27 protein-coding genes and 2 tRNA genes are annotated in these 25,407 nt (G+C 72.3%); 14 read left to right on the top strand and 15 right to left on the bottom strand.

The features are described from left to right. Positions 1–48: 48 nt before the first annotated feature. The 3 genes from ABD249_RS06095 to ABD249_RS06085 all read right to left on the bottom strand — a co-directional run bounded on the left by ABD249_RS06095 (position 49) and on the right by ABD249_RS06085 (position 3,888). A complete protein-coding gene (locus tag ABD249_RS06095; RefSeq protein ID WP_344342536.1) occupies positions 49–1,647 on the bottom strand; it encodes a molybdopterin-dependent oxidoreductase in 1,599 nt (532 codons plus the stop codon). 100 nt (positions 1,648–1,747) lie between these two features. Beyond that, positions 1,748–2,416, bottom strand: coding sequence for a Pr6Pr family membrane protein (locus tag ABD249_RS06090; RefSeq protein ID WP_344341530.1), 669 nt, complete (start codon positions 2,414–2,416; stop codon positions 1,748–1,750). Between the two features lie 74 nt (positions 2,417–2,490). Then, positions 2,491–3,888 carry a GH1 family beta-glucosidase gene (locus tag ABD249_RS06085; RefSeq protein ID WP_344341527.1) on the bottom strand — a complete coding sequence of 466 codons (1,398 nt, stop codon included), beginning with the start codon at positions 3,886–3,888 and terminating at the stop codon, positions 2,491–2,493. A 70-nt stretch (positions 3,889–3,958) separates the two neighbouring features. On the opposite strand from ABD249_RS06085, the gene ABD249_RS06080 reads away from it, so the two are divergent. Then, the gene (locus tag ABD249_RS06080; RefSeq protein WP_344341524.1) at positions 3,959–4,588 is read left to right on the top strand and encodes a hypothetical protein; all 630 of its coding nucleotides are present in this window, start codon (positions 3,959–3,961) and stop codon (positions 4,586–4,588) included. Between the two features lie 12 nt (positions 4,589–4,600). On the opposite strand, the gene ABD249_RS06075 is transcribed toward ABD249_RS06080, so the two are convergent. From ABD249_RS06075 to ABD249_RS06065, 3 genes are read right to left on the bottom strand one after another with little or no spacing between them, the layout of a single operon-like run. Continuing rightward, complete coding sequence (locus ABD249_RS06075; RefSeq protein ID WP_344341521.1) at positions 4,601–5,575, bottom strand: Fpg/Nei family DNA glycosylase; 975 nt, start codon at positions 5,573–5,575, stop codon at positions 4,601–4,603. A 15-nt stretch (positions 5,576–5,590) separates the two neighbouring features. Next, on the bottom strand, positions 5,591–6,073 hold the full coding sequence (locus ABD249_RS06070) for a ribose-5-phosphate isomerase (protein WP_344341518.1): 483 nt from the start codon (positions 6,071–6,073) through the stop codon (positions 5,591–5,593). After that, the gene (locus tag ABD249_RS06065; protein ID WP_344342534.1) at positions 6,070–6,696 is read right to left on the bottom strand and encodes a mycothiol-dependent nitroreductase Rv2466c family protein; all 627 of its coding nucleotides are present in this window, start codon (positions 6,694–6,696) and stop codon (positions 6,070–6,072) included. The genes ABD249_RS06070 and ABD249_RS06065 overlap by 4 nt, the downstream gene beginning before the upstream one ends. Positions 6,697–6,778: 82 nt before the next feature. Here ABD249_RS06065 and pepN point away from each other — a divergent pair, with 82 nt between their 5' ends. Genes pepN through ABD249_RS06045 form a run of 4 tightly spaced genes read left to right on the top strand, consistent with a single transcriptional unit; the run spans position 6,779 to position 12,365 of the window. Further along, on the top strand, positions 6,779–9,325 hold the full coding sequence (pepN, locus tag ABD249_RS06060; protein ID WP_344341515.1) for an aminopeptidase N: 2,547 nt from the start codon (positions 6,779–6,781) through the stop codon (positions 9,323–9,325). A 20-nt stretch (positions 9,326–9,345) separates the two neighbouring features. Further along, entirely contained in the window at positions 9,346–10,320 is a 975-nt protein-coding gene (locus tag ABD249_RS06055) for a mechanosensitive ion channel family protein (RefSeq protein ID WP_344341512.1), read from the top strand. Between the two features lies 1 nt (position 10,321). Next, the gene (locus ABD249_RS06050) at positions 10,322–10,726 is read left to right on the top strand and encodes a globin (RefSeq protein ID WP_344341509.1); all 405 of its coding nucleotides are present in this window, start codon (positions 10,322–10,324) and stop codon (positions 10,724–10,726) included. Between the two features lie 10 nt (positions 10,727–10,736). Then, positions 10,737–12,365: an FAD-binding dehydrogenase gene (locus tag ABD249_RS06045; protein WP_344341506.1), complete on the top strand. Its 1,629-nt coding sequence runs from the start codon at positions 10,737–10,739 to the stop codon at positions 12,363–12,365. On the opposite strand, the gene ABD249_RS06040 is transcribed toward ABD249_RS06045, so the two are convergent. Further along, positions 12,362–12,976 carry a DUF8185 domain-containing protein gene (locus ABD249_RS06040; RefSeq protein ID WP_344341503.1) on the bottom strand — a complete coding sequence of 205 codons (615 nt, stop codon included), beginning with the start codon at positions 12,974–12,976 and terminating at the stop codon, positions 12,362–12,364. The two genes, ABD249_RS06045 and ABD249_RS06040, sit on opposite strands and share 4 nt — an antisense overlap. Before the next feature lie 117 nt (positions 12,977–13,093). Here ABD249_RS06040 and ABD249_RS06035 point away from each other — a divergent pair, with 117 nt between their 5' ends. Both ABD249_RS06035 and ABD249_RS06030 read left to right on the top strand, forming a co-directional pair. Next, positions 13,094–13,957, top strand: a complete 864-nt coding sequence (locus tag ABD249_RS06035) for an acyl-CoA thioesterase (RefSeq protein ID WP_344342533.1) — start codon at positions 13,094–13,096, stop codon at positions 13,955–13,957. Between the two features lie 3 nt (positions 13,958–13,960). Next, positions 13,961–14,533: a GNAT family N-acetyltransferase gene (locus tag ABD249_RS06030; protein ID WP_344341500.1), complete on the top strand. Its 573-nt coding sequence runs from the start codon at positions 13,961–13,963 to the stop codon at positions 14,531–14,533. A gap of 29 nt (positions 14,534–14,562) precedes the next feature. On the opposite strand, the gene ABD249_RS06025 is transcribed toward ABD249_RS06030, so the two are convergent. From ABD249_RS06025 to msrA, 6 genes are all read right to left on the bottom strand, one after another. Beyond that, positions 14,563–16,089 (bottom strand): CoA-acylating methylmalonate-semialdehyde dehydrogenase, encoded by a 1,527-nt coding sequence (locus tag ABD249_RS06025; protein WP_344341497.1) that lies wholly within the window; start codon positions 16,087–16,089, stop codon positions 14,563–14,565. Between the two features lie 125 nt (positions 16,090–16,214). Next, complete coding sequence (locus ABD249_RS06020; protein WP_344341494.1) at positions 16,215–16,685, bottom strand: acyl-CoA thioesterase; 471 nt, start codon at positions 16,683–16,685, stop codon at positions 16,215–16,217. Beyond that, positions 16,678–18,360 carry an energy-dependent translational throttle protein EttA gene (gene ettA / locus ABD249_RS06015; protein WP_344341491.1) on the bottom strand — a complete coding sequence of 561 codons (1,683 nt, stop codon included), beginning with the start codon at positions 18,358–18,360 and terminating at the stop codon, positions 16,678–16,680. The genes ABD249_RS06020 and ettA overlap by 8 nt, the downstream gene beginning before the upstream one ends. A 20-nt stretch (positions 18,361–18,380) precedes the next feature. Continuing rightward, entirely contained in the window at positions 18,381–18,821 is a 441-nt protein-coding gene (locus ABD249_RS06010; RefSeq protein WP_344341488.1) for a DUF6993 domain-containing protein, read from the bottom strand. 62 nt (positions 18,822–18,883) lie between these two features. Beyond that, the gene (locus ABD249_RS06005; protein ID WP_344341485.1) at positions 18,884–19,393 is read right to left on the bottom strand and encodes a single-stranded DNA-binding protein; all 510 of its coding nucleotides are present in this window, start codon (positions 19,391–19,393) and stop codon (positions 18,884–18,886) included. A gap of 89 nt (positions 19,394–19,482) precedes the next feature. Continuing rightward, positions 19,483–20,007: a peptide-methionine (S)-S-oxide reductase MsrA gene (gene msrA / locus ABD249_RS06000; RefSeq protein WP_344341482.1), complete on the bottom strand. Its 525-nt coding sequence runs from the start codon at positions 20,005–20,007 to the stop codon at positions 19,483–19,485. Positions 20,008–20,093: 86 nt separating this feature from the next. Here msrA and ABD249_RS05995 point away from each other — a divergent pair, with 86 nt between their 5' ends. After that, positions 20,094–20,330, top strand: coding sequence for a hypothetical protein (locus tag ABD249_RS05995; RefSeq protein WP_344341479.1), 237 nt, complete (start codon positions 20,094–20,096; stop codon positions 20,328–20,330). Positions 20,331–20,345: 15 nt separating this feature from the next. Here ABD249_RS05995 and ABD249_RS05990 read toward each other — a convergent pair whose 3' ends face one another. Then, a complete protein-coding gene (locus ABD249_RS05990; RefSeq protein WP_344341476.1) occupies positions 20,346–20,906 on the bottom strand; it encodes a YceI family protein in 561 nt (186 codons plus the stop codon). A gap of 164 nt (positions 20,907–21,070) precedes the next feature. Between ABD249_RS05990 and ABD249_RS05985 the strand changes: the two genes are divergently transcribed. The 6 genes from ABD249_RS05985 (at position 21,071) to ABD249_RS05960 (ending at position 24,305) form a co-directional block, all read left to right on the top strand. Beyond that, a tRNA-Arg gene (locus tag ABD249_RS05985) sits at positions 21,071–21,143 on the top strand. A gap of 1 nt (position 21,144) precedes the next feature. Next, entirely contained in the window at positions 21,145–21,795 is a 651-nt protein-coding gene (locus ABD249_RS05980) for an HAD family hydrolase (protein ID WP_344341473.1), read from the top strand. A 75-nt stretch (positions 21,796–21,870) separates the two neighbouring features. Next, the gene (gene orn, locus ABD249_RS05975; protein WP_425546302.1) at positions 21,871–22,470 is read left to right on the top strand and encodes an oligoribonuclease; all 600 of its coding nucleotides are present in this window, start codon (positions 21,871–21,873) and stop codon (positions 22,468–22,470) included. 34 nt (positions 22,471–22,504) lie between these two features. Continuing rightward, positions 22,505–22,580 (top strand) — tRNA-His (locus ABD249_RS05970). A gap of 259 nt (positions 22,581–22,839) precedes the next feature. After that, positions 22,840–23,934 (top strand): fatty acid desaturase family protein, encoded by a 1,095-nt coding sequence (locus tag ABD249_RS05965; RefSeq protein WP_344341467.1) that lies wholly within the window; start codon positions 22,840–22,842, stop codon positions 23,932–23,934. A gap of 17 nt (positions 23,935–23,951) precedes the next feature. Next, the gene (locus ABD249_RS05960) at positions 23,952–24,305 is read left to right on the top strand and encodes a metallopeptidase family protein (RefSeq protein WP_344341464.1); all 354 of its coding nucleotides are present in this window, start codon (positions 23,952–23,954) and stop codon (positions 24,303–24,305) included. A gap of 36 nt (positions 24,306–24,341) precedes the next feature. Here the strand turns inward: ABD249_RS05960 and ABD249_RS05955 are convergent, their stop codons facing one another. Then, positions 24,342–25,367 (bottom strand): Gfo/Idh/MocA family protein, encoded by a 1,026-nt coding sequence (locus ABD249_RS05955; protein ID WP_344341461.1) that lies wholly within the window; start codon positions 25,365–25,367, stop codon positions 24,342–24,344. Positions 25,368–25,407 lie beyond the last annotated feature (40 nt).

The raw sequence follows: 25,407 nt of genomic DNA, 5'->3' as shown, positions 1-25,407 counted from the left end.
CCACAGACTAGGCCCGCGCCGCCGCGGCGCGCGCGGGCGTGCCGTGCGTCACGTGACGGTGATGAGGGGGCGCTGGATGCCGCTCGACCCGTTCGGCGCGATGGGCGCGCGCTCCTCGATCTGCGTCTCGCCCGCCTTGTTGACCGCACGGCACGCGATGTAGTGCGTGCCGGGCGTCGCATCCCACTCGAGCATCCACTGCACCCACGTGTCGTCGTTCACGGGGTTCGAGAGGGTCGCGGCCTGCCACTCGCCGTCGTCGATCTTGACCTCGACGCGCTCGATGCCCACCGTCTGCGCCCACGCCATGCCGGCGATCGGCACGGTGCCCGCGGAGACGGGGGTGCCCACGCGCGGGGTGTCGACTCGCGACGAGAACTTGATGGGCGCCTCGGCGCTGTAGCCGCGCGGCGTCCAGTAGGCCTCGTCGTCGGCGAAGGTCGTCACCTTCAGCTCGGTGACCCACTTCGTCGCCGACACGTAGCCGTAGAGGCCGGGCACGACCATGCGCACGGGGAAGCCGTGCTCGAGCGGCAGCGGCTCGCCGTTCATGCCGACGGCGAGGATCGCGTCGAGCCCCTCGTCGGTGAGCGAGGCGAGCGGGGTGCTCGCGGTGTAGCCGTCGACGCTCGTCGAGAGCACCATGTCGGCACCCTGCTGCGGCCCGGCCATCGCCAGCACGTCGCGGATCGGCAGGCCGAGCCACATCGCGTTGCCGACGAGCCCGCCGCCGACCTCGTTCGACACGCACGTGAGCGTGATGGCGTACTCGTCGAGACCCATGTCGAGCAGGTCGCGGAAGGTCAGCTCGACGCGCTGGTCGACCATCCCGTCGATGACGAGCGTCCACGAGTCGGGATCGATCGTCGGCACGGTGAGCGCGGTGTCGACGCGGTAGAAGTCGTCGTTGGGGGTGAAGAGCGGGCTGATGCCGGGCACGTCGAGCTCGGCGCCGTCCGGGATCGCCACGGTCGCGCCCGGAGCGGGCAGTCGCAGGGCGCGGCGGATGGCCTCGACCGACGACGTCGCCATGGTGACGGTGCGTGCACCGATGCCGACCACGACGGCCGCGACGCTCGTGACGCCGGCGAGGACGAAGAAGCGGCGGCGGTCGACGCCGGGTCGCGGCGCGTCGACGTGCTCGCCCGCCTGCGTCCGCTGCGTGCGGCGTGCGGAGGTCGCGGTCGTCGCGTCGCGCCAGGCGCGGAGCCTGCGGACGAGGAGCACGAGGACGAGGCACGCGACGACCGCGCCGAGCACGGGCGGGAGGAAGCCGAGCGGCTCGGCGCCGGTGCGCGTGAGCGTCGCCGCGGTCGCGAGGGCGCCGGCGATGCCGAGGATCACGAGCCCGAGCGGCGGGCGCACGAGCTGGAGGATGCCGGCGAGGGCCGAGGCGATCACGACGGCGAGGCCGAGGCCGGCGAGCAGCGCGACCTTGTCGTTCTCGCCGAAGGTCGCGATCGCGAACTCCTTGAACGGCTGCGGCACGATGTCGATGACGAACGAGCCGACCGCGAGGATCGGGCTCGCCGACCGCGCCGCGAGGAGCGCGACGAGCTCTGCGAGCGCGAGGAAGACGGCGCCCGAGACGATGCCCGAGAGGGCCGCCCATGCGAGGAACCGCTTGGTGCTGGGGCCGGTGGCCATGGTGTCCTGCTCTCCGCCGTCGAGATCGTCCATCAGTGGTTCGGAGCGGCGGCCCGAACGGATGCGCGACCGCCCCGGATGCCTCGCGGCGAGCCCCGCGTCACGCGGTCGAGGCGACGGGCGGATCGGTCTCCGCCTCGTCCTGCCAGCGCCGCTCGCTCAGCCAGTTGCCGATCGCGCGGATGCCGAGCGCGAGGATCAGGAAGCCGACGACCATGCCGACGCACAGCAGCGCGACGCCACCGTAGCCGCCCGAGGCGGCCGGGTCGAAGAACGGGTACGGGTAGAACCCCGTGATGGCGCCGCGGACGACGGCGGCGATCGCGTACACGGCCGGCCAGATCATCCACCAGCCGACGACCGACAGCGGCAGCCTGCGCCGCGGCGGCCACAGGATCCAGTCGACGAGCCCGAGCACGGGCAGCAGGAAGTGGAGGATGCCGTTGACCCATGGCAGCAGGTCGCCGAGGTCGACGTCGCGCAGGAGGGTGTTGAAGACGAGCCCGACGAAGAGGATGTAGACCACGACGCCGCCGCGCAGCGCGACGTCGGTCGCGCTCGGATCCGTGCGTCCGTCGATGAGCCGCACCGCGCTCACGACGAACACGATCGCGATCATGATGTTCGACAGGTTCGTGAAGTACGAGAAGAAGTTGAGGACGCTGTAGCCCGCCGGGATGTGGACGGCCAGCAGCTGGTAGCCCATCGCGAACAGTGCGAGCGTGGCTCCCGCGAGGCGGAGCACGATGGCGGCGGTGCGAGAGCTCATGGGGGAACCATAGCCCGCGCGCAGGGCATCGGCTCGGAGGTGCGCGGCGGAGCTGCCGAGGATCCGCCTCCGCGTCAGAGCGTGCGGTCGCGCGCGATGCGCTGGAACGCGAGCGCCGAGTCCTTCAGCGTGCGCTGCTGCGTCTCGTAGTCGACGTGCACGAGGCCGAAGCGCTTGTGATAGCCCCACGCCCACTCGTAGTTGTCCATCATCGACCAGTAGAAGTAGCCGTCGACCGGCACGCCGGCGTCGATCGCGTCGAGCACCGCCCCCAGGTGCGCCTCGAGGAACGCGACGCGCTCGGCGTCGTGCACCCCGCCATCCTCCGCGACCACGTCGTCGTAGGCGGCGCCGTTCTCGGTGACCCACATGTCGACCATCGCCGGGCCCGTGTACTCGGCGTGGATGCGCTGCAGCAGGCGCGTGAGCCCCTCGGGCTGCACCTCCCAGCCCATCGACGTCGTCGCGAGGCCGCGCGGGTGCATGTGCACGCCGTCGGCCGCCGGATAGGGCGAGCGGATGGCGCGCGACGTCGGCGCGTCCTGCTGCAGCTCGACGGCAGGCGGCTCGAACGAGACGGCGTCGCCGTGGTAGTAGTTCACGCCCAGCACGTCGATCGGCGAGGAGATCGAGCCGAGGTCGCCCGGCTGGATCGCGTCGGCCAGGCCGAGGTGCCCGACGTCCGCCAGGAGGTCCTCCGGGTACTCGCCGCGGAAGATGGGGTCGAGGAAGAAGCGGTTGAACTGCCCGTCGATGCGACGTGCGGCGTCGCGGTCGCCCTCGCTCTGCGGGTCGACCGGGTCGGCGACCGTGAGGTTGAGCGTGATGCCCACCCATGCGTCGGGCGCGTGGCCGCGGATGACGTCGACGCCGAGGCCGTGCGCGAGCAGCAGGTGGTGCCCGGCGACGAGGCCGTCGCGCACGCTCTGCCGACCGGGCGCGTGCGCGCCGGCCGTGTAGGACAGGAAGGACGAGCACCAGGGCTCGTTGAGGGTCGTGATCGTGGGCACGCGGTCGCCGACGGCCTCGACGACGGTCGTGGCGTACTCGACGAATCGGTCGACGGTCTCGCGCGACGTCCAGCCGCCCTTCGCCTCGAGCGCCTGCGGCAGGTCCCAGTGGTACAGCGTGAGCCACGGCGCGATGCCCTGCTCGAGCAGCTCGTCGACGAGGCGTCGGTAGAAGTCGAGGCCCTCCTCGTTGACGTCGCCGCCGTCGGGACGCACGCGCGACCAGCTCGTCGAGAAGCGGTACGACTGCGCACCCATCTCGGCCATGAGGGCGACGTCGTCGGGGTACCGGTGGTAGTGGTCGCAGGCGACGGCGCCGTCGTGGCCGTCGACGACGGCCCCGGGCACGCGAGCGAACGCATCCCAGATCGAGTCGGTGCGACCGCCCTCGTGGGCGGCTCCCTCGATCTGGTAGGCCGCCGTGGCGACGCCGAGCGTGAAGTCGGAGGGAAGGTGGCGCACGCGCTCAGGCTACCGACCTATCGTGGAGGTGGGCGACGCGACGTGCGGCGTCCAGCGACGCGTCAGGAGCATGGTGCACGAGAAGACCCGTCCGAGCGCTGGGCGCCGGCTCGCAGGCATCGGCATCGTCGCCGTGTTCGTCGGCCTCATCGTCGCGTGCGTGCCCGCTCCCGTGGTCGCGCCGACCGATCCCGACATCCCCAACGCGTCGTCGACGCCGGCGTTCCCGAACCTCACGAACCCGCCGACGACCGCGGGCCCGAGCACGCCGCCCACGCCGACGACGGCACCGGGCGACTTCGCGTACGGCGACACGATCGTCATCCACACCGACCAGGGCACGACGTGGGAGATCACGCCGCTGCAGTCGATCGACCCCGCCGACTCCGTCCTGCAGGCGAACGGCTACCAGCCGACGCAGGGCAGCCGCGCCGTCATCCTCGAGCTGACCATCCGCAACGTCGGCGTCGTGACGACGCACCCGTACTACGACATGGCCTTCGCCTACCAGCCGGACAACGCCCCTCGGTACGACCAGAACTCCGGCGCCCTCGTCGCCGCGCCCGACGACCTCGGCTACTACCCCGAGATCGCGATCGGCGAGTCGGTGACGGCCGAGATCGTCGTGCAGGTGCCCGAGAGCGCGCCCGAGGGCTCGTGGGTCATCGGCGACGGCACGAGCGAGTACCGCTTCCGCTGACGCGGGCCCGGCTCACACCTGGCAGCCGGGGCACCAGTACAGCTTGCGCTGCTGCATGAGCTCGAGCGCGACGGTCGAGCCGCAGCGCAGGCACGGCAGCCCCTCGCGCTTGTAGACCCAGTGACGGTCGGCGCGGCTCGCCATCGCCGCCTCGAGCCGCTTGCCGCGGAGGCGATCGATCGTGAGCATCTGGCCCGTCTCGACGCCGATGCGCAGCAGACGCACCCAGTCGCGCCACAGGCCCTGCAGCTCGTCCTCCGTGAGCGACGAGCCCGTGCGGTGCGGCGAGATGCGCGCGCGGAAGAGCAGCTCGGCGCGGTAGACGTTGCCGATGCCCGCGACGACGCTCTGATCCATGAGCAGCTGGCCGATCGCCTGCCGCGAGCGTCCGGCGCGTGCGACGAAGCGTCGCTCGGCGGCCGCCTTCGTCTCGAAGAGCGCCTCGGGGTCCGGGCCGAGCCGCTGCGCGACGGCCTCGACCTCGCTCGGATCGAGGACCTCGCACGCGGTGGGGCCGCGCAGGTCGGCGACGGCGGAGGGCGTGAGGATGCGCACGCGCACGGCGCCGACGGGCTCGGGAGGGAACGCGACGGCCTCGAGCCGCGCGTCGGACTCCCCCATGCGCAGCCGGGCGAGGCGCGGCGCGCCGATCGACGCGAGCGACTCCTCGTGCGCACCGTCCGCGATGGTGCCGCGCATGCCGGTCTGCCCGGCACGACCGCCCGCCGAGCGCAGCGTCGCGTCCTCGGTGATGCGGCCCGCGAAGTCCCACGCGCCGTAGAGGCCGAGGTGCACGTGGAGCCAGCGACCGTCGAAGTCGAGCAGGAGGTGCTTGCCGATCGCCCGCGACGCCGTCATCGTGCGGCCGTCGAGGGACGCGGCGCCCTCGCTGAAGCGCCCCTGCGGCGACGAGAGCGCGCATGCGTCGCCGACGAAGTTGGCGTCGAACTGGCGCGCGATGCGGTGGACGGAGTGACCCTCGGGCACCGTGGTCGCCTGCGACTACTCGAGCAGGCCGGCGATGCGGCCCGTCGTCTCGTACTCGGCGAGCTGCGCGATGCGACGCGCGTGGCGCTCGACGCCGGGGAACGGCGTCGCGACGAAGAGGTCGATGAGCGCGAGCACCTCGGCCTCGTCGTGCTGCCGCGCGCCGATCGCGATGACGTTGGCGTCGTTGTGCTCGCGGGCGAGCCGTGCCGTCGCCTCGCTCCACACGAGCGCGGCGCGCACGCCCTCGACCTTGTTCGCGGCCATCTGCTCGCCGTTGCCCGAGCCGCCGAAGACGACCCCCAGTGCCTCGACGCCCGCGCGCTGGTCGGCGACGACCGCTCGCGCGGCGTCGATGCAGAAGGCCGGGTAGTCGTCCTCGGCGTCGTACGACGTCGGCCCGTGGTCGACGACCTCGTGGCCGGCGGCGGCCAGGTGCGCGACGAGGGTCGTCGAGTACTCGAAGCCCGCGTGGTCGGTCGCGACGTGGATCCTCATGCGCCGTCGGCCTCGTCGTCGGCGGAGCCGCTCGTCGCCTGGCCGTCGTCGAAGATCGGGTCGCGGGTGCGCGAGCGCTTGAGCTCGAAGAAGCCGTCGACGCTCGCCGCCGCCACGATGCCGTCGAAGAGGCGCAGGGCCTCGTCGCCCGTGGGCGCCGGGCTCACGACGGGGCCGAAGAACGCGACGCCGTCGACCGAGACGACGGGCGTGCCCACGTCGTCGCCGACGAGGTCGATCGCCTCCTGGTGGCTCGCGCGCAGCTGCGCATCGTGCGCGTCCGTCTCCGTCGCGAGCGACGCGTCGAGGCCCAGCTCGGCGAGCGACTCGGCGACGATCGCGTCGAGGTCGCGTCGGCCGCCGGGGTGGATGCGGGTGCCGAGCGCGTCGTACAGCGGCTTGACGTGCTGCGCGCCCGCCGTCTCCTGCACCGCGATCGCCAGGCGCGTGAGGCGCAGCGAGCGCGGCATGAGCCGCGCGTAGGACTCGGGGAGGTCACGGCCCTCGTTGAGGATCGAGAGGGACATCACCCGCCAGTCGACCTCGAAGCCCCGGACGTCGGCGACCTCGCCGAGCCATCGGGACGTCATCCAGGCCCACGGGCAGGTCGGGTCGAACCACATGCGTACCGTCGTCGTCGTCACAGGACCAGCGTAGCCGCGCGACTACGCTGGACGGACGCCCACGGACCATGGAGGAGCGAGCGTGCCCGGAGAGAACCTCACCCGTCAGGAGGCCCAGGAGCGCGGTGCGCTCGTCGACGTGCGCTCGTACGACGTGGCCCTCGACCTCACGACCGGCGACGAGGTGTTCCGGTCGACGACGACCGTGCGCTTCGCGGCGCACGTGCCGGGAGCCTCGACCTTCGTCGACCACATCGCGCGCGACGTGCGCAGCGTCGTGCTCAACGGGGTCGAGCTCGACGTCGCGACCGTCGTCGACGGCCCCCGCATCCTGCTCGACGACCTCGCCGCCGAGAACGAGCTCACCGTCGTCTCCGACGCGCTGTACGTCAACACCGGCGAGGGCCTCCACCGCTTCGTCGACCCGGTGGACGGCGAGGTCTACCTCTACTCGCAGTTCGAGGTACCCGACTCGCGCCGCGTCTTCGCGGTCTTCGAGCAGCCCGACCTCAAGGCGACGTTCCGTCTCACGATCACGGCGCCCGCGCGCTGGCAGGTCGTCTCGAACCAGCCCACGCCCGAGCCGACGATCGACGGCGAGGTCGGCACGTGGCGCTTCGGCGAGACCCCGCGCATCTCGTCGTACATCACGGCGCTCGTCGCCGGGCCCTACTGGGTCACGCGCGACTCGCTCACGAGCGCCTCGGGCGAGGAGATCCCGCTGGGCATCTTCTGCCGCGCCTCGCTCGCCGAGCACATGGACGCCGACGCGATCTTCGCGACCACGAAGGCAGGCTTCGCGTTCTACGAGGAGCAGTTCCAGGTCCCGTACCCGTTCGCGAAGTACGACCAGCTCTTCGTGCCCGAGTTCAACGCGGGTGCGATGGAGAACGCCGGCTGCGTGACGTTCACCGAGGCGTACGTCTTCCGCTCGAAGGTCACCGACGCCATCCGCGAGCGCCGGGTCGTCACGATCCTGCACGAGCTCGCGCACATGTGGTTCGGCGACCTCGTGACGATGCGCTGGTGGAACGACCTGTGGCTCAACGAGTCGTTCGCCGAGTGGGCGTCGACGCTCGCGACCGCCGAGGCCACCGAGTGGACCCACGCGTGGACGACGTTCCAGGCCATGGAGAAGACCTGGGCCTACCGCCAGGACCAGCTGCCCTCGACGCACCCGATCGTCGCCGAGATCCGCGACCTCGAGGACGTGCAGGTCAACTTCGACGGCATCACGTACGCCAAGGGCGGCTCGGTGCTGAAGCAGCTCGTGGCGTGGGTCGGCATCGAGTCGTTCATGCGCGGCCTCGGCGAGTACTTCCGCACGCACGCCTTCGGCAACACCGAGCTGTCGGACCTGCTCGTCGAGCTCGAGGCCGCCAGCGGTCGCGACCTGTCGGGCTGGGCGTCGCTGTGGCTCGAGACCGCGGGCGTCAACACGCTGCGGCCCGAGATCGAGACGACGCAGGACGGCATCGTCACCGCCTTCTCGATCGTGCAGACGGCGACCGCCGAGCACCCCACGCTGCGCCCGCACCGCATCGCCGTCGGCTTCTACGACGAGCGCAAGGGGCGCCTGCAGCGCATCCACCGCGTCGAGCTCGACATCGACGGCCCCTCGACGACGGTGCCGCAGCTCGTGGGCCACGAGCGCCCCGCGCTCGTGCTCATCAACGACGACGACCTCGCCTACGCGAAGATCCGACTCGACGACGCCTCGATGTCGGTCGCGCTCGATCGCCTCTCCCGCATCGAGGACCCGCTCGCCCGCGCGCTCGTGTGGGGCGCGGCATGGGATGCGACGCGCGACGGCGAGACGCCCGCGAGCGACTACGTCGAGCTCGTGCTCGCGAACATCGGCGCCGAGACGGAGTCGACGACCGTGCGCCTCGCGCTCGCGCAGCTCGGGCAGGCCGTGCGCACGTACGTCGCGCCCGAGCGCCGTGCGGGGCTCATCGAGACGACCGGCGACCGCCTGTGGCAGCTCGCCCGCGCCGCGGACGCCGGCTCCGACCTGCAGCTGCAGCTCGTGCAGGCCTTCGCGGGCCTCGCATCGTCGCCCGCGCACGTCGCGACCCTCCAGGGGCTGCTCGACGGCTCCGAGACCCTCAAGGGCCTCGAGGTCGACGCCGACCTGCGCTGGCAGATCCTCGACGGCGTCGTGCTGAACGGCGCCGCGGGCGATGCCGAGATCGACGCGCTGCTCGCGACCGACGACACGGCGACGGGTCGACAGCTCGCCGCCCGCGCCCGCGCGACCATCCCCACCGCCGAGGCGAAGGAGCGGGCGTTCGCGTCGGTCGTGGACGAGGCGGGCTCGTCGAACCTCATCGTGCGCTACACCGGCATGGGCCTGCAGCACGTGAACGACCCCGCCGACCTCGCGACGCTCGTCGACCGCTACCACGACGCCCTCATCCCGATCTGGGAGTCGCGGACGTACCAGATCGCCGAGGGCCTCATCGTCGGCCTCTACCCGTCGGTCGTCGCGACGGAGCAGCTCGCCGCGGCGACAAGGCGCTGGCTCGACGCCCACCCGGACGTGCCCGCGCTGCGCCGACTCGTGGGCGAGCAGCTCGCGGGCGTCGAGCGCGCCCTGCGGGTGCAGGAGCGAGACCGGCAGCGGTGATGGCGGCGACCCTCGCGCTCGTGAGCGACCCGACGGCCGTGCCGAGGGACCTCGTGACCTGGCTGTCGGCCACCCTCGGGTTCTGGTGGCAGCCGGTCGCGATCGTCGTCGTGCTGCTCGTCGCTCCGGTCGTGTGGTGGCTCGTGCGCATCGTGATCGATCGCGTCGTCCGCAACATCGTCTCGGGCGTCAAGCGCAAGGCGTCGGTCGCCGACACGGAGGCCCTGCACCGCTCGCCGCTCTACCACGTGCGGATCGTGCAGCGCACGAAGGCGATGGGCGGCGTGCTGCGCACCGTGGCGGCCTGGGTCATCGTGCTCGTCACGATCATCTCGATCCTGTCGATCGTCGGCGTCGAGGGCTCCGCGCTCATCACGGCGGCCGGCCTCTTCGCCGCCGCCCTCGGCATCGGCGCGCAGAACGTCGTGAAGGACGTGCTCACGGGGCTGCTCATGGTGCTCGAGGATCAGCTCGGCATCGGCGACATCGTCGACCTCGGGCTCGCGACGGGCGTCGTCGAGCAGGTCGGCATCCGCGTCACGCAGGTGCGCGACGTCAACGGCACCCTCTGGTACGTGCGCAACGGCGAGGTCAACCGCGTCGGCAACATGTCGCAGGGGTGGGCGCGCGTCATCGTCGACCTCGGCGTGCCGTACGCGTCGGACGTCGACGCGGCGCAGGAGCGCATCCTGCGCACCGCCCGCGAGCTCGCGGCCGAGCCCAAGTGGGCCACGCGCGTGCTCGACGAGCCCGAGCTGTGGGGCATCGAGTCGGTCTCGGCCGACGTCATCGTCGTGCGCGTCACGATGAAGGTGCGCACCGCATCGCGCGACGACGTCGCCCGCGAGCTGCGCTCCCGGCTCGCCCGAGACCTCAAGGCCGCCGGCATCCCGCTGCCGTCGCTCGAGCAGGTCGTGCTCGAGGGCATCGACGGCGCGGCGAGCGTCGCCGGCTCGCGGCCGCCGCGCACCGCCGAGCTGCCGAGGCAGGACTGACGTGACGACGTTCTACGACGAGGTCGGCGGCCGCGCGTTCTTCGAGCGGCTCGTCGACGCCTTCTACGAGGGCGTCTGGACCGACGAGGTGCTGCGGCCCATGTACCCGCAGGACGACTACGACGGCGCGAAGGAGCGGCTCACCGGCTTCCTCGAGCAGTACTGGGGTGGCCCCGGCACCTACAGCGAGCAGCGCGGGCACCCGCGGCTGCGGATGCGCCACGGCCCGTTCCCCATCGGTCCGGAGGCACGCGACCGGTGGCTGCACCACATGATGGCCGCCGTCGACGTCGTCGATCCCTCCCCCATGCACCGAGCGCTGCTCGTCGACTACCTCGACCGCGCCGCCCACGCGATGGTCAACCGGAACCCGGCGTTCCGCACGGGTCCGACCCTCGAGACCTAGGAGCCGCAGGATGTCCCGGACGCACAGCGACGTGCTCGTCATCGGCGCGGGCCTCGCGGGCCTCGTCACGGCCCGGGAGGCGCTGCTCGCAGGGCGCTCCGTCACGATCGTCGACCAGGAGCCCGCGGCATCGTTCGGCGGACAGGCGTGGTGGTCGTTCGGCGGGCTGTTCCTCGTCGACTCCCCCGAGCAGCGACGGTTCGGCATCCGCGACTCGTACGACCTCGCGCGCGACGACTGGCATCGCACCGCCGGGTTCGAGGAGACGGGCGACGAATGGGGCGCGCAGTGGGCGGATGCCTTCTGCGCCTTCGCCGCCGGCGAGGCCGGGCCGTGGCTGCGGCAGCTCGGCGTCCGCATCTTCCCCGTCATCGGTCACGCCGAGCGCGGCGACGGCACGCGCGGCAACTCGGTGCCGCGGTTCCACATCGTCTGGGGCTCCGGGCCGGGAGTCGTCGCACCGTTCACGCGTGCCGTGCGCGACGGCGTCGACGCGGGGCTCGCGTCGGTGCGCATGCGGCACCGTGTCGATGCGCTCGTCGTCGAGGGCGGTCGCGTCACGGGTGCGCGCGGCGCCGTCCTCGCGCCCGACGTCGCGGTGCGGGGCGAGCCCTCGAGCCGTGCGGTCGTCGGCGAGTTCGCGCTCACCGCAGACCACGTCGTCGTCGCGACGGGCGGCACCGGCGGCGCGCTCGAGGCCGTGGCCCGCGACTGGCCGGACCGGCTCGGCTCGATGCCGGCCGCGCCGCTCGTCGGCGTCCCCGCGCACGTCGACGGCCGCGGCATCGACATCGCCGAGGCCGCAGGAGCGCGCGTGGTGCACCGCGACCGCATGTGGCACTACACCGAGGGCCTCGCGAACTGGGATCCCGTGTGGCCGAACCACGGCATCCGCATCCTCCCCGGGCCGTCGAGCCTGTGGGTCGACTCGCTCGGCGATCGGCTGCCCGCGCCCTGCTACCCCGGGTTCGACACCCTGTCGACGCTCGAGCACCTGCGCCGCGGCGGCCACGAGCATTCGTGGTTCGTGCTCACCGAGACCATCCTGCGCAAGGAGATCTCGCTGTCGGGCTCCGAGCAGAATCCCGAGTTCTCGGATCGCAGCATCCGGCTCGTCATCGACCGCATCCGCAACGGCTCGCAGGGCGTGCAGGGCTTCCTGCACCACGGCGAGGACGTCGTCGTCGCCCCGACCCTGCCTGCGTTGCTCGAGGGCATGCGCGCCCTCGAGCCCGGGCTCGACGCCGGGCGCGTCACGGCCGCCGTCGCCGCGCGCGACGCGGCGATCGACGACCCGGGCTCCGACCCGCAGATCGCGGCGATCCTTCGCGCACGCGAGCTGGTCGGCGAGCGGCTCGTGCGCACGGCAGCGCCGCACCGCCTGCTCGACGAGGCCCACGCTCCGCTCATCGCCTTCCGCCTGCGCACCCTCACGCGCAAGTCGCTCGGCGGCATCCTCACCGACCTCGACTCGCGCGTGCTCGGCGCGGACGGACCGATCCCGGGCCTGCACGCCGTCGGCGAGGCCGCGGGCTTCGGCGGCGGCGGCGTCCACGGCTTCCGCTCGCTCGAGGGCACCTTCCTCGGCGGCTGCCTCCACTCCGGGCTGCGCGCCGGTCGCGCGATCGCGCGCGGCTAGCGAGCGAGCACGTCGCCGAGGCGCGTGGAGGCGCGCGTCCATGCGCCGACGCCCGAGACCTCCACGGGGTCGGCGCCGAGGAACCCGAGGCCGTCGAGCGCGGCGCAGTGGCCGAGCGTCAGCTGCTCGCCGTCGAGCCCCTGCCCCCAGACGGCGCGGCGCACGCGCCGCACGACCGCGTCGCCCGGGCTCGCCGGCAGCTCGCGCTCGATGCGGGCGGCCGCGGCGCTCGCGCCGAGTCGCACGTCGTCGGCCGACACCTCGCCGAGCGGTCGCCATCCCTGCCTCGGCGCCGAGATCGATGCCCACGCCGGCAGCGTCGCGGCAGCGGGCACGTCGAGGTCGGCGCCGTCGCCCAGGGCCTCCATCACGGCGTCGGCGGGCACGACCGCGTCGAACTCCGCCGCCTCCCGCATGCGCACGACCCGCACGCCGAGGATCGTCGGCCCAGCATCGAGCAGGCCGCTCGAGACCGTGAGGGGCACCGTCACGAGCACGAGGTCGCCGTGGGCGGTGAGCCGCACGCTCGTCTCGCCGAAGCGCCCGGCACGGCCGAGCAGCGTGCGCACGTCGGCGCGCGCGCGATCGTCGAGCACGAGCAGGGAGGGCATGCCTCCAGGGTACGGCGCACCGCGCACCGCGGCACGGTGGACGTCGTCCCGCTGGCTAGGCTGGCACGCGTGAGTGGAGCCGCCCCCGACCTGCCCCCGCCCCCGCCGTCCGACCCGATGGCGCTGCTGCGCGAGACGCTCGACCTCGTCGACACCGGCGCCCGCACCAGCGAGGACATCTTCACCGGCCCGAGCCACTGGATGCCGCTCGGGCGCGTCTACGGCGGGCAGGTCATGGCGCAGTCGGTCGTCGCGGCGCAGCGCACCGTCGCGGCCGACCGCAGCATCCACTCGGTGCACGGCTACTTCCTGCGCCCCGGCGACGTGTCGAAGCCCATCACGTTCTCGGTCGATCGCATCCACGACGGCCGCTCGTTCGCGACGCGCCGCACGCAGGCCTACCAGGGCGGCGTGCCGATCCTGTCGATGATCGCATCGTTCCAGGATGACGACGCGGGCGCCGAGAGCCAATCGCCGATGCCCGAGGGCATGCCCGACCCCGACTCGCTGCCCTCGGCCTCCGAGCTGCTCGGCGGCATCGACCACCCCGTCGCGCAGCACTGGTCGCGCGGCCGCCCGTTCGACCTGCGCCACGTCGAGGGCCCCATCTACCTCCACGATCGCGACCGGCCCCGCTCGGGCGTGCAGCACGTGTGGGTGCGCGCCGTCGGCGCCCTCGGCGGCGACGACGCCATGCATCGCGCCGCGCTCGCCTACCTGTCCGACTACGCGATCCTCGAGCCCGTGCTGCGGCTCAACGGCTACGCGTGGTCGTCGCGCGACATCAAGGTCGCGAGCCTCGACCACGCCGTGTGGTGGCACCGCCCGGCACGCGTCGACGAGTGGCTGCTCATGACGCTCGAGGTCTCGTCGACCGGCGGGGGCCGAGGGCTCACGCAGGCCCGCATCCACGCGCAGGACGGCACGCACGTCGCGACCGTCGCGCAGGAGGGCATGGTCCGGCTGCCCATCGAGGGCTGAGCCGTGCTCGCACCCATCGACGCCGCCGTCGCGACGGCGACCCTCGACGCCGCCCTGCCGCAGCGCACCGAGCGCCTCGTCCTGCGCCGCTTCGCGCCGGAGGATCTCGACGCCTTCCGCGCCTACCAGACCGATCCGGGCACCGTGCTGCACCTGTGGCGACCGATGCTCTCCGAGGAGCAGATGGTGGCGCGCGTCACGATGCCGCCCGTGCTCGCCGCGGACGGCGACGCGTACGGGATCGCGGTCGAGACGGATGGCGTGCTCGTCGGCGAGACGGTCGTGAGGCTCATCGACGCGGCCGGGAGGCAGGCGGAGATCGGCTGGATCCTCGCACCCGAGCACCGCGGCCGCGGCTACGCGCTCGAGGCCGCCCGCGTCGCGCTCGACCTCGCCTGGGCGATCGGCGCGCATCGCGTCACGGCCGTGCTCGACCACGAGAACGCCGCGTCGGCCCGCGTCGCCGAGCGGCTCGGCATGCGCCGCGAGGCGCTGCTGATCGACGACGGCGTCAACCCGGCGACGGGCGCGTACGGCTCGAGCGAGATCTGGGCGATCCTCGAGCCGGAGCGCTGACCTGCCCGGTCGGCGCTCCGTCCCGCCCGTCAGTTCTGGGGGAAGCCCAGGTTGAGCCCGCCGTGGCTCGGGTCGAGCCAGCGGCTCGTGACGACCTTCTCGCGCGTGAAGAACTGGTAGCCGTGCGGGCCGTACGCCTTGCCCTGGCCGAAGATCGACGACTTCCAGCCACCGAACGAGAAGTAGCCGACCGGCACGGGGATCGGCACGTTGACGCCGACCATGCCGACCTCGACCTCGTGCTGGAAGCGCCGTGCGGCACCGCCGTCGTTCGTGAAGATCGCCGTGCCGTTGCCGTACGGGTTCGCCGCGATGAGCGCCATGCCCTCCTCGTAAGAGGCGACGCGCACGACCGACAGGACCGGGCCGAAGATCTCGTCGCGGTACACCGCCGACGACGGGTCGACGTGGTCGACGAGGGTCGGGCCGAGCCAGAAGCCGTCGGCCTCGCCGTCGACCTCGACCTCGCGGCCGTCGGTCACGAGCGTCGCGCCGTCGGCCACCGCGACGTCGAGGTACCCGGCGACCTTGTCGCGGTGCACCTGCGTGATGAGCGGCCCCATGTCGCAGCCGCGCGTGCCGTCGCCCGTGCGGATGCCCGCGATGCGGTCGCGGATGCGCGCGACGAGCTCGTCGGCGACGGACTCGACGACCACGACGACCGAGATGGCCATGCACCGCTCCCCCGCCGAGCCGAAGCCGGCGTTGACCGCCGCGTCGGCGGTGACGTCGAGGTCGGCGTCGGGCAGCACGAGCATGTGGTTCTTCGCGCCGCCGAGGGCCTGCACGCGCTTGCCCTCGCGCGACGCCGTCTCGTAGACGTGCTGGGCGATGGGCGTCGAGCCGACGAACGAGATCGCGGCGACGTCCGGATGCGTCAGGAGCGCGTCGACCGCCTCCTTGTCGCCGTGCACGACGTTGAGGACGCCGTCGGGCAGGCCCGCCTCCTGGTACAGCTCGGCGATGAGCACCGCGGCGGAGGGATCCTTCTCGCTCGGCTTCAGCACGACGGCGTTGCCGGCCGCGATCGCGATGGGCGCGAACCACAGCGGCACCATCGCGGGGAAGTTGAACGGCGAGATGATGCCGACGACGCCGAGCGGCTGCCGCAGCGAGTACACGTCGACGCCCGTCGACACGTTCTCGGTGTACTCGCCCTTCGTGAGCAGCGGGAACGCCGTGGCGAGCTCGACGACCTCGAGGCCGCGCGCGACCTCGCCGAGCGCATCCGAGACGACCTTGCCGTGCTCGGTCGTGATCGTCTCGGCGATCTGCTGCCTGCGAGCGGCGACGAGCTCGCGGAACGCGAACATCACCTGCTGGCGACGCGCGACAGACGTCTCGCGCCACTCGGCGGCCGCCGCCTTCGCGATCGCCACGGCCTCGCCGAGCTCGTCGGCCGTCGCGAGCGGGACCTCGCGGATCTGCCTGCCGAGCGCCGGGTTGAACACCGGCGCCGTGCGGCCGCCCGTCGCGATGCGCCGCTCGCCCCCGATCCAATGCGGGATGGGCTCGAACGTCGTCGTCGACGCCTGCTCGTGGGCGGCCTGGCTCATCGCGGATCCTTCCGTCGGTGCTCGCCAGCGTACTGGGGCGCGGACGCCGCGACGGCGCGCGCCGCGCAGCGTCGGCAGCCGGGTCGGCGACGGACGGTCAGCTGCGGACGGTCAGCGGCGCACGGTCAGCGGCGGAACGCGAGCGGCTCGCCGACGAACGGGGCCCATGCTGCGCGCTCGTCGTCCGAGAGCCTGCGCGGCCGGCCCGAGTCGACGTCGACCATGACGAACGTCGACGCAGCCCGCACGGCGATCGTGCCGGCGGGCTCGTCGCGCACCTCGTAGCAGAGCTCGACGCTCGAGCCGCCGATGCGCGAGAACCACATCTCGACCTCGAGCGGCGCACGCCGATACGGCACGGGCGCGAGGTACTCGACGTGATGGCTCGCGATGAGCGTGAGCGTGCCCGCGTCGAGACCGGGATCGAGGATGGCCGTCGCCGGCGCATCCTCGTCGCCCGTGCGGAAGAAGGCGCGGACGCGCGCCTCCTCGAGGATCGTGAGCATCGTGGAGTTGTTGACGTGCTGGAAGGCGTCCTGATCCCTCCAGCGCATCGGCACGGCGACGCGCATGCGCGCGCCGACGGCCTCAGTCACGCGTGAGCTTGCGATACGTCGAGCGGTGCGGCTTCGCCGCGTCGGCGCCGAGACGCTCGACCTTGTTCTCCTCGTACGCCTCGTAGTTGCCCTCGAACCAGTGCCAGTTCGACGGGTCCTCGTCGGTGCCCTCGTAGGCGAGGATGTGCGTCGCGGTGCGGTCGAGGAACCACCGGTCGTGCGTCACGACGACCGCGCAGCCGGGGAACTCGAGCAGCGCGTTCTCGAGGCTGCCGAGGGTCTCGACGTCCAGGTCGTTCGTCGGCTCGTCGAGGAGCAGGAGGTTGCCGCCCTGCTTGAGCGTGAGCGCGAGGTTCAGGCGGTTGCGCTCGCCACCGGAGAGCACGCCCGCCTTCTTCTGCTGGTCCGGCCCCTTGAAGCCGAAGCGCGAGACGTAGGCGCGGCTGGGGATCTCGACGCTGCCGACCTGGATGTAGTCGAGGCCGTCGGAGACGATCTCCCACAGGGTCTTCTGCGGGTCGAGCTGCGACCTGCCCTGGTCGACGTACGAGATCTTCACGGTCTCGCCGATCTTGAGGTCGCCCGCGTCGAGCGGCTCGAGACCCACGATGGTCTTGAAGAGCGTCGACTTGCCGACGCCGTTCGGGCCGATGACGCCGACGATGCCGTTGCGCGGCAGCGTGAACGAGAGCCCGTCGATGAGCACGCGGTCGCCGAAGCCCTTGTGCAGCTGCTTCGCCTCGAGGACGAGGGATCCCAGGCGCGGCCCCGGCGGGATCTGGATCTCCTCGAAGTCGAGCTTCTTCGTGCGCTCGGCCTCGGCGGCCATCTCCTCGTAGCGGGCGAGGCGCGCCTTCGACTTGACCTGGCGCCCCTTGGCGTTCGAGCGGACCCAGTCGAGCTCCTCGGAGAGGCGCTTGGCGAGCTTCGCGTCCTTCTTGCCCTGCACCTGCAGACGCTCGCGCTTCTTCTCGAGGTAGGTCGAGTAGTTGCCCTCGTAGGGGTAGAGGCGGCCGCGGTCGACCTCGCAGATCCACGTCGCGACGTGGTCGAGGAAGTACCGGTCGTGCGTGACGGCCATGACGGCGCCGGGGTACTTCGCGAGGTGCTGCTCGAGCCACTGCACGCTCTCGGCGTCGAGGTGGTTCGTGGGCTCGTCGAGCAGCAGCAGGTCGGGCTTCTCGAGCAGCAGCTTGCACAGCGCGACGCGGCGACGCTCGCCACCGGAGAGGTTCTCGATCGACCAGTCGCCGGGCGGGCAGCGCAGGGCGTCCATCGCCTGCTCGAGCTGCGAGTCGAGATCCCACGCGTCGGCGGCGTCGATCTCCTCCTGCAGCGCGCCCATCTCGGTCATGAGCGCGTCGAAGTCGGCGTCGGGGTTGGCCATCTCGGCGGAGATCTCATTGAAGCGCTCGATCTTGCCGCGCATCTCGCCGAAGGCGTCCTGCACGTTCTCGAGCACGGTCTTCGACTCGTCGAGCTCGGGCTCCTGCATGAGGATGCCGACGGTGTTGCCCGGCGTCAGCCGCACCTCGCCGTTCGAGGGCTGGTCGAGACCGGCGATGATCTTGAGGATCGTCGACTTTCCCGCACCGTTCGGACCCACGACGCCGATCTTCGCGCCCGGCAGGATCGCCGTCGTCACGTCGTCCAGGATCACCTTGTCGCCCACGGTCTTGCGGGCGCGCACCATCGAATAGATGTACTCGGCCATGGGGACGAGTCTACGGGTCGCTAGGGCACGTACGGCGCCACGAGGCACGTGCCCGTGCCGAGCGCCGGGACGACGACCGACGTGGGCGCGCCCTGGCCGACCTGGCCGAGCAGGCACTCGGCGTCGATGCGCACGGCGACCGTCATGAGCGCGACGGGCTCGCCCTGCACGTCGCGATCGTCGCTGCGCTCGATCGCCGCGGCGTCGAACCCGGCGGCGACGAGCGCCTCGACCACGGCGTCGCCGTCGGGCTGGCCCGCGACGTCGGTCGCGGCGAGCACGTCGGCGAACTGCTGCAGCCTCGCCTCGGCGGGGGTCGGCTCCTCGCTCGGCGCGGCCGACGCGCTCGGCTCCGCGACGCTCTGCGAGGGCGAGGGCGCCGGCGCCTCGTCGGCCGAGCAGCCGCCGAGCGCGAGCGCAGCGACGATGCCCGCTGCGAGCAGTGCTGCCTGGCGACGCATCGCGCTCCCCTCGTGGTCGGCCGCACGGCGCGACCCGCGCCAGCCTAATCGAGCCAGGCGCCTCAGAACGGCGGCTCGACGTCGGCGCCGACCAGCACGGGCTGCGCCTCGGACGTCGCGCCTGCCCCCGGCGCGGCCCAGCCCTGCGCGTCGACGGCGGGCTCGGGCGCGCCGTTCCCCGGCGCGGCAGGCGCCTCCGCAGTCTCGGCGGCGGCCCGCGAGCGCCGCTGGAACGACGTCGTGCCGAAGCGCAGCGAGTGCCCGATGGCATCCGCGTCGATCTCGACGGTCGTGCCCGGCCGCTCGCCGTCGCCCCAGGTCGCGATGCGGAGCCGGCCGGTGACGAGCACGGGGTCTCCCTGGCGGATGGAGTCGACGACATGGGCGGCGAGGTCGCCCCACACGGCCACGGAGTACCAGTTGGTGCCGGCGTCGGACCACTGGCCCGTCGCCGGATCCTGCCTGCGGAGGGTGGATGCGACGCGCAGGTTCGCGACCTGGCGTCCGGACGGGATGGTGCGCAGCTGGGGCGTCGAGCCGGCGGTGCCCTCGATGGTGATGCGATCGGTCATGGCAGCAGCGTGGGTCCGACCCGCGTCGCGCGTCGGTGGCGATCGGCCCGCTGTGGCCGGAGGGCGCCTGTGCGGGACGCCAGGACGGCTCAGCGCCGGATGCGGTCCGCGAAGGCGGCGCGGATGGCGCGCACCTTCGGCGCGGCGACGGCGAGGCAGTACCCCTGCGTGGGGTTCTTCGCGAAGAAGTCCTGGTGGTGCTCCTCGGCATCCCACCAGTGGCCGAGCGGCTCGATCGTCGTGACGATCGCGTCGGGCCACCACTCGGCCGCGCGCTCGCGAGCCGCCGCGAAGCGCTCGCGCTGCGCGTCGTCGACGGGGAACATCGCCGAGCGGTACTGCGTACCCACGTCGGCACCCTGCCGGTCGAGCTGCGTCGGGTCGTGCATCGTGAAGAACATGTCGAGCACGACGTCCTCGGGCAGCACGGTCTCGTCGAAGACGACGCGCACCGCCTCGGCGTGCCCGGTCAGGCCCGTGCAGACCTGGTCGTAGCTCGGTCCCGGCAGCCGCCCGCCCGTGTAGCCGGAGACGACCTCCTCGACGCCCTCGACCACGCGGTACGCGGCGTCGAGGCACCAGAAGCATCCACCGGCGACGACGACCTCACGCATGGCTCGAGCGTAGCCGCGCGGCGTGTCGGTGGTCGCACGTACGTTCGAGGGACACCGGGGCCGGCCGGCGACGAGAGGAGGGACGCATGTCCATCACCGCCTATCTCCCCGCACGGTTCGGCATCGCGATGTCGCAGGTCAACGCCTCGATGTGGAGGGTGTCCCGCGCGAGCGGCGACGTCATCGGCCACATCGAGCGGCTCCCCGGCAGCGACGGCGATCGCTTCCGCGCGCGCCGACTGCTGCCGAGGAGCCATCGATACCTCTCCCTGGGCGAGTTCTGGTCGATCGACGACGCGATCGACTGCTTCCGCCAGGGCTGAGGCGACCCGAGGGTCCTACTGCTTGATCGCGGAGATCTCGACCTCGACCTTGACGTCGTCGCCGAGCATGAGGCCACCGGTCTCGAGCGTCTGGTTGAAGGAGATGCCGTACTCCTCGCGGCTGATCGTGAAGGTCGCCGTGGCACCGACGCGCGTGTTGCCGAACGGGTCGCCGCCGAAGCCGCCGACCTCGAGCTCGAGCGTGATCTCGCGCTCGACGCCGCGGAGCTGGATGATGCCGTCGACGAGGTAGTCGCCGTCGACGACGCGCGCGCCCGTCGACCGGAAGGTCCACGTCGGGTGCTCGTCGGTCGAGAAGAAGTCGCCCGAGCGCAGGTGCGCGTCGCGGTCGGCGTTGCGGGTGTTGATGGTCGTGGGGTCGACGGTCGCCTCGACGGTCGACGCGTGCGGGTCCTCGGCGAGGACGATCGTGCCCTCGATGTGCTCGATGATGCCGCGGACCTTGGCGACGACGTGGCGCACCGAGAAGCTGACGGACGAGTGGCTCGCGTCGATGACGTACGTGCCGGCGACGTAGCCGGGGATCTGCGAGGCGGTGATGGTGGTGTCGGTCATGGTGACTCCTTGGGAGGGTTCGAGGGATGCGCACCGCCGGAGCGAGTGCTTCGATTTCGAACAACCCTGCCCCATCCCGATCCATTCCCGATCCGTCGGATCGGCATGTCGGGGCACTCGCGCCCGACGCCCGCGGCGCGGCACCTCGTAGGATCGAGGGCATCGCCCTCGTAGCTCAATGGATAGAGCATCGGCCTTCTAATCCGACGGTTGCGCGTTCGAGTCGCGCCGGGGGCACATGACGCACGCAGTCTGCTTCGACATGGATGGCACGCTCGTCGACACCGAGCCCGTCTGGCACCGCTCCCTCATCGCGATGTGCGCCCAGGAGGGCGTCGAGTGGACCCAGGCGGACTGCGATCAGTACGTCGGCCTGCCCATGGAGCTGTGGATCGCGGACATGCGCTCGCGCGGCATGCCCGGCACCGACGACGACCTGCGGGGCCGCGCCATCGCGATGGTCGCGGAGGCGGTCGGCGACGACGTGCCCTGGCTGCCGGGCGCCCGCGAGCTGCTGTCGGCGCTCGTCGACGCCGGGGTGGCGACCGCGCTCGTCACGAACGCCGGGCGCGCGAACGCCGCTGCCATCGTCCGCGCGGCGCCGTCGGGCTCGCTCACGGTCGTCGTGACGAGCGACGACGTGCAGCAGGCCAAGCCGCATCCCGAGGCGTACCTCGCGGCCGCCGCAGCGCTCGGGGCGGACCCGGCTCGATCGATCGGGGTCGAGGACTCCGGCGCCGGCGCCCGCGCTGTCGTCGCGGCCGGCATGGAGCTGTGGTTCGTGCGCAGCCACTCCCCGCACCCCGGCTTCGCGCCGGCGCGATCCGTCGCCACCCTCGCCGAGGCGACCGCCGACGAGGTCCTCGCGGCGTTCGCCCGACTGCGCTGACCCGCTCGAGGTCCCGCGACGGCTAGGCTCGACGCCGTGCCTGCCGCTGACCGCATCGTCTGGATCGACTGCGAGATGACGGGCCTCGACCCGTCGATCGACGAGCTCGTCGAGGTCGCCGTCCTCGTGACCGACTTCGAGCTGCGGGTCGTCGACCCCGGCATCGAGCTCGTCATCAAGCCCTCGGACGCCGCGCTCGAGCAGATGGGCGAGTTCGTCCGCACGATGCACGCCACGAGCGGGCTCGACCGGCTGATCCCGCACGGCCTGCCGCTCGCGGAGGCCGAGCGCCAGGTGCTCGAGTACATCCGCCGCTTCGTGCCGCTCGAGCGCTCCGCCCCCATCGGCGGCAACACCATCGGCACCGACCGCACCTTCCTCGCGCGCTACATGCCGTCCGTCGACCAGCATCTCCACTACCGGTCGATCGACGTCTCGAGCATCAAGGAGCTCGCCCGCCGCTGGTACCCGCGCGCCTACTTCCAGTCGCCCGAGAAGGCCGGCGGCCACCGTGCGCTCGCCGACGTCCTCGAGTCGGTGCGCGAGCTGCAGTACTACCGCAAGGCCGTCTTCACGAGCGACGAGGTCACGAGCGAGAGCGCTCGCCGCGCCTCGGAGGAGGTCGTCGCGGCCTTCGCCGACGTCGTGTCGTCGAACGCCCCGGAAGTGTCGTAGACTGTCCTGGTTGCGCCGCGAGGCGCACCGCATGGTGGGTATAGCTCAGCTGGTAGAGCGCCTGGTTGTGGTCTAGGAGGCCGCGGGTTCAAGCCCCGTTACTCACCCCATGCAGACGAAGGCGGCACCCCACGCGGGGTGCCGCCTTCGTCGTTCCCGGCCGCGGCATCCGCCCCCGCGCCCTGCGCACGCCGCCCGTGACGGCAGGCTGGTACGGAGCGCCCGGCGCATCGGATGGCATCGTTCGCGCCACGCGAACACCCATGCGGATGCAGGCATGGATCTGCGTACGGCATACGCAGTCGAGTAGCCTGGAGTCATCGAATCGGCAGGGATCGGATCGGTGACTCGACACGGCAGGAGCCGCGCATGACGATTGCCCTCGATGGCCTCGGACCTGTCCGGACGACGAAGTCCAGCGGAGCAGCACGCGGCCCGAGCACGTTCTCGTCGCTCGCCGCGAGCGTCCGCGACGCAGGCCTCCTCGAGCGCGCTCGTGGGTTCTACCTCTTCGTGGGCATCGCGCTCACGGTCGCCCTCGCCGGCCTGTCCGTCGCGTTCGTCCTGCTGGGCGACTCGTGGTGGCAGCTGCTCGTCGCCGGCGCCCTCGGCCTCCTGCTCACGCAGTTCGCCTTCCTCGGCCACGAGGCCTCGCACCGCCAGATCCTCGCGTCGGGCCCCGCGAACGACCGCCTCGGCCGCATCCTCGCCGTCGGCATCGTCGGCATCTCGTACGCCTGGTGGATGACGAAGCACACGCGCCACCACGCGAACCCGAACCGCCGCGAGCACGACCCCGACGTCGCGTGGGACACGGTCTCGTTCCTCCCCGAGGACGCGGCCCGCCAGACGGGCATCCTCGCCTTCATCACGCGTCACCAGGGTGCGCTGTTCTTCCCGCTGCTGACCCTCGAGGGCATCAACCTCCACTTCCGCGGCCTGCAGCTGCTCGTGTCGAAGGAGGCCGTGCCCGGTCGCTGGATCGAGCTCGGCATGATGGCGGCCCGCTGGGCGGTCTACCTCACGGTCCTCTTCGCCTTCCTGCCGCTCGGCATGGCCTTCGCCTTCCTCGGCGTGCAGCTCGCCGTGTTCGGCGTCTACATGGGCGCCTCCTTCGCGCCCAACCACAAGGGCATGGACCTCGTCGGCGCCGACGAGCGCCTCGACTTCCTCACGAAGCAGGTCCGCACCTCGCGCGACATCACCGGCGGATGGTGGGCGACGACGCTCTTCGGCGGCCTGAACCACCAGGTCGTGCACCACCTCTTCCCGAGCATGGCGCGCCCGAACCTGTCGAAGGCCCGCGATCTCGTCCGCGAGCACTGCAAGACGCACGGCATCCCGTACACGGAGGCGACGCTCGTCGCCTCGTACGCCGCGGTCATCCGCTACCTCAACGAGGTGGGCCTGCAGGCGCGCGACCCGTTCGACTGCCCGCTCGTGCAGCGCTTCCGTCGCCGCTGACCGGTAGCGTCGCCGGCATGCCCATGCCGTTCGCCATCAGCCCCGACGAGTTCGAGGGCATCGTGACCGACGAGCTCGACGCACTGCCCGACGACATGGTCGACGGCCTCGACAACGTCGTGTTCCTCGTCGAGGACCGGCACGAGACCGAGGACCTGCTCGGGATCTACGAGGGCGTCGCGATCACCGATCGCGGGCAGTACGGCTTCGGCGAGCTGCCCGACCGCATCGTCGTGTTCCGCGAGGCGCATCTCGAGCGCTGCTCGACGATGGACGAGCTGCACGACGAGGTGCACACGACGCTCGTGCACGAGATCGCGCACTTCTACGGCATCGACGACGACGAGCTGCATCGCCTCGGCTGGGCGTGACGGGCGTCGGCGCCGCGAGCGATCGCGGCGCCGAGCTCACTCCCCCGGCAGGACGACGCCCAGCTGGCGACGCACGTCGTCGAGGATGCGCATGACCCGCAGCGTCTCGCTCCAGGGCACCTCGGGCGTCTCGAGCGCACCGGCGCCCACGGCCCGCGCGAGCGCGACGGCCTCGTAGCGCAGGCCGTGCTCGCGCTCCTGCGGCTCGAAGGCGTCGAGCACCTCGCCGTCCGGCGCGACGAGCCGGATGGTCGTCGGGCGGTAGAAGTCGCCGTCGAGCTCGAGTCGCGCCTCGGTGCCGGCGACGACCGCGGCCGTCGGCGACTTCGCCGACATCGACGCCTGGCACGTCGCGAGGACGCCGCCTGGTCCGGTGAGCGTGACGACCTCCTGCTCGTCGACGCCGAGCGGCGTCAGCGCGCCCACCGCGTGCGCGGCGTCGACCGTCGGCAGCAGCATCGCGGCGAGGTGGATCGGGTACACGCCGAGGTCGAGCAGCGCGCCGCCGGCGAGCGCGGGCTCCGCGAGCCTGGCCGGGCCGTCCGGCCACAGCAGCTGCCCGTGGTCCGCGGTCACCGAGCGCAGCTCGCCGAGCACGCCCTGCTCGACCGCCTGCCGCACGACGTCGTAGCCGGGCAGGTAGCGCGACCACATCGCCTCGGCGACGGCGACGCCCGCGTCGCGCGCGGCGTCCAGCACCTCGACGGCCTCGCCCGCGTTGCGCGTGAACGCCTTCTCGACGAGCACGGCACGGCCGGCGTCGATCGCGGCGAGGGCGTGCTCGTGGTGCGCCGAGTGCGGGCTCGCGACGTAGATGGCGTCGAGATCCTGCGCGAGCAGCCAGTCGTGGTCGCCCGATCCGGCGATGCCGTGCCGCTGCGCGAACGCCGCGGCGCGATCCGCCGACCGCGAGCCGACCGCGACGACCTGCTGGCCCGTGCCCTGCTGCAGGGCGTCGACCATGGCCGAGGCGATGCCGCCCGGGCCGAGGATGCCCCAGCGGAGGCTCGGCGCCTCGCGGGGGTCGAGGGTGCGGGGTGCCGGCAGTCGTCGCTGAGCCATGCCGCCATCGTGGCATGCCGCGCGCCGTGGGACGAGCCCG

It is taken from the genome of Agrococcus versicolor, assembly GCF_039531815.1.
Classification (GTDB): Bacteria; Actinomycetota; Actinomycetes; order Actinomycetales; family Microbacteriaceae; genus Agrococcus; species Agrococcus versicolor.
The sequence above is the reverse complement of the archived record's forward strand: the minus strand, read 5'-3'. Positions and strand labels throughout refer to the sequence as shown.

Coding starts and splice junctions, on each gene's coding strand:
- ABD249_RS06090 (WP_344341530.1), bottom strand. CDS start 2,416: ATGAGCTCTCGCACCGCCGCCATCGTGCTCCGCCTCGCGGGAGCCACG.
- ABD249_RS06045 (WP_344341506.1), top strand. CDS start 10,737: ATGTCCCGGACGCACAGCGACGTGCTCGTCATCGGCGCGGGCCTCGCG.
- ABD249_RS05990 (WP_344341476.1), bottom strand. CDS start 20,906: ATGACCGACACCACCATCACCGCCTCGCAGATCCCCGGCTACGTCGCC.
- orn (WP_425546302.1), top strand. CDS start 21,871: ATGACGGGCCTCGACCCGTCGATCGACGAGCTCGTCGAGGTCGCCGTC.
- ABD249_RS06065 (WP_344342534.1), bottom strand. CDS start 6,696: ATGTGGTTCGACCCGACCTGCCCGTGGGCCTGGATGACGTCCCGATGG.
- ABD249_RS05995 (WP_344341479.1), top strand. CDS start 20,094: ATGTCCATCACCGCCTATCTCCCCGCACGGTTCGGCATCGCGATGTCG.
- ABD249_RS06005 (WP_344341485.1), bottom strand. CDS start 19,393: ATGACCGATCGCATCACCATCGAGGGCACCGCCGGCTCGACGCCCCAG.
- ABD249_RS06070 (WP_344341518.1), bottom strand. CDS start 6,073: ATGAGGATCCACGTCGCGACCGACCACGCGGGCTTCGAGTACTCGACG.
- ettA (WP_344341491.1), bottom strand. CDS start 18,360: ATGGCCGAGTACATCTATTCGATGGTGCGCGCCCGCAAGACCGTGGGC.
- ABD249_RS06035 (WP_344342533.1), top strand. CDS start 13,094: ATGGCGCTGCTGCGCGAGACGCTCGACCTCGTCGACACCGGCGCCCGC.
- ABD249_RS06025 (WP_344341497.1), bottom strand. CDS start 16,089: ATGAGCCAGGCCGCCCACGAGCAGGCGTCGACGACGACGTTCGAGCCC.
- ABD249_RS05965 (WP_344341467.1), top strand. CDS start 22,840: ATGACGATTGCCCTCGATGGCCTCGGACCTGTCCGGACGACGAAGTCC.
- ABD249_RS06080 (WP_344341524.1), top strand. CDS start 3,959: ATGGTGCACGAGAAGACCCGTCCGAGCGCTGGGCGCCGGCTCGCAGGC.
- msrA (WP_344341482.1), bottom strand. CDS start 20,007: ATGCGTGAGGTCGTCGTCGCCGGTGGATGCTTCTGGTGCCTCGACGCC.
- ABD249_RS05960 (WP_344341464.1), top strand. CDS start 23,952: ATGCCCATGCCGTTCGCCATCAGCCCCGACGAGTTCGAGGGCATCGTG.
- ABD249_RS06040 (WP_344341503.1), bottom strand. CDS start 12,976: ATGCCCTCCCTGCTCGTGCTCGACGATCGCGCGCGCGCCGACGTGCGC.
- ABD249_RS05980 (WP_344341473.1), top strand. CDS start 21,145: ATGACGCACGCAGTCTGCTTCGACATGGATGGCACGCTCGTCGACACC.
- ABD249_RS05955 (WP_344341461.1), bottom strand. CDS start 25,367: ATGGCTCAGCGACGACTGCCGGCACCCCGCACCCTCGACCCCCGCGAG.
- ABD249_RS06010 (WP_344341488.1), bottom strand. CDS start 18,821: ATGCGTCGCCAGGCAGCACTGCTCGCAGCGGGCATCGTCGCTGCGCTC.
- ABD249_RS06095 (WP_344342536.1), bottom strand. CDS start 1,647: ATGGCCACCGGCCCCAGCACCAAGCGGTTCCTCGCATGGGCGGCCCTC.